This window comes from Micromonospora sp. M51 (assembly GCF_018070305.1).
Taxonomy (GTDB): Bacteria; Actinomycetota; Actinomycetes; order Mycobacteriales; family Micromonosporaceae; genus Micromonospora; species Micromonospora parva.
Genome location: NZ_JAGPXZ010001009.1, coordinates 1 through 1,825 on the forward strand (window position 1 = coordinate 1; position 1,825 = coordinate 1,825).

The following is a 1,825-nucleotide window of genomic DNA, read 5'->3' on the forward strand; positions in this document are numbered from 1 at the left end:
GCCAGACCGTCGTCATGGTCACCCACGACCCGATCGCCGCCGCGTACGCCGACCGGGTGGTGCTGCTCGCCGACGGGCGGCTGGCCGGCGAGATCGACAAGCCGGACCAGGTGTCGGTCACCGACGCCCTGCGTGAGCTGGCGGCCCGGGCATGAGGGCGACGGTGTTGCGTACCCAGACGGCCGCCGCGGCCCGGCGGCCCGGCCGGCTGATCCTGACCGGCCTGGCGATCCTGGTCGCGTCGTTCGTCGTCTTCGGCACCGTGCTGGTGCAGCAGATCACCGAGCGGACCGTGCGGGACAACCTCAGCGGCACCCCGGCCGTCACCGACCTCGTGATCGGCAGCCCCGGCGAGCCGCCACCCACCGTGGCGGACGTGCGGCAGATCCGGGCCGTGCCCGGGGTGGCCGAGGCGGTGGCCCGGGCGTCGGCCGGGATCTCCGTCGGCGAGGGTTACCTCAACCTCCAGGCCGATCCGGGCACCGGCCCGCTGAGCACGGTCCGGCTGATCGAGGGCAGCTACCCGGACCAGCCCGGCGAGATCGCGGTCACGCCGCGCACCGCCGAGCGGCTCGGGCTCTCGGTCGGCACCACCACCAGCGGTACCGGCGGTGAGCGCACCGCCCCCGCCGCACTCACCGTGACCGGCGTGGGGGATTCCGCCGCCGACGCCGGCGACGACGCGTACGCCCCGGACAGCGCGGTGATCGCCTGGGCGCGCCTCACCGGCGTGGAGCGCGTCGACCTGCGAGTTTCCGCCGACGCCTCGACGGAGGTCGTCCGCCAACGGGTGAGCGCGGCGGTCGCCGGCCAGCCGATCCGCTCCGGCGCCGAGGTGCGCGAGGCCGAGGCCAACGCGGCGGCCGAGGAGGTCGGGCGACTCTTCATCCTGGTCGGCATGTTCGTCTCCATCGCCGTCGTCGCCGCGGCGCTGGTGGTCACCTCGACCTTCCGCATCGTCTTCGCCCAGCGGATGCGGCAGCTCGCGCTGCTGCGGGCGGTCGGCGCGAGTCGGGGCACCCTGGTGCGGGCCCTGACCGCCGAGGGAGCCCTGACCGGGCTGGTCGCCGGCGTCGTCGGGGTCGTCAGTGCCCTCGCCCTCGGGTACGCGCTGCCGGCGGTGCTGCGCGCCACCGGCCGCGCGGTCTCCGCGCCGGGCCTGCCACTGGCGACGGCGGTCCTGGTGGTGATCGGTGCTGTCGTGCTCACCGTGCTGGCCGTGCTGGCACCGGCGCTCTCGGCCGCCCGGGTCTCCCCGCTGGAGGCACTGCGGACGGCGAGCACCACCGCCGGCCGGCGCGGCATCGGGGTCCTGCGTCTGGTCGGCGGGCTGATCCTGGCCATCGGTGCGGTACTGGCGGCGGTCGCGACGATCAGTCAGTTGCCGAAGCCGGACCAGTCGAGCTACGACCCCGCGATGCCGCTGCTTCTGCTGGTCGGGTCCGGCGCGCTGGCGTTCTTCGCGCTGGTCGCCCTCGGTCCGCTGCTGGTACGCCCGGTGCTGGCAGTGGTCGGTCGGCCGCTGCGCCAGCTCGGGCCGCTCGGGCGGATGTCGGTCGGTGGCATCGGCGGGGCGCCGCGCCGGGCGGCCGCGGTCTCCGTCGTGGTCGCGCTGGGCACGACACTGATCTCCGGGGTGGTCATCGGCGGCACGTCGTTGCAGGTCCTCGCCGACCGCGAGATGGCGCTCGCGGCCCCCACCGACTTCGAGGTCACCGGCAACGGTGCGACGCTGCCGCCGGCTGTGGTGAGTCGGGCCGAGGCGGCGCACGGCGCGCTGGCCCGGGTGGTGCCGTACCGGAAGGTCGACGACGCCACGCTGCTG

General features: G+C 75.6%; 1 protein-coding gene and 1 pseudogene. Both read left to right on the forward strand.

The annotated features are described in order from the left end of the window. Window positions 1–155: pseudogene (locus KBX53_RS36695) on the forward strand (ABC transporter ATP-binding protein); the annotation flags it as partial. Continuing rightward, window positions 152–1,825: ABC transporter permease (locus KBX53_RS31855; protein WP_210863525.1), on the forward strand; the 1,674-nt coding region annotated here is incomplete at its 3' end. The pseudogene KBX53_RS36695 and the gene KBX53_RS31855, both read left to right, overlap by 4 nt.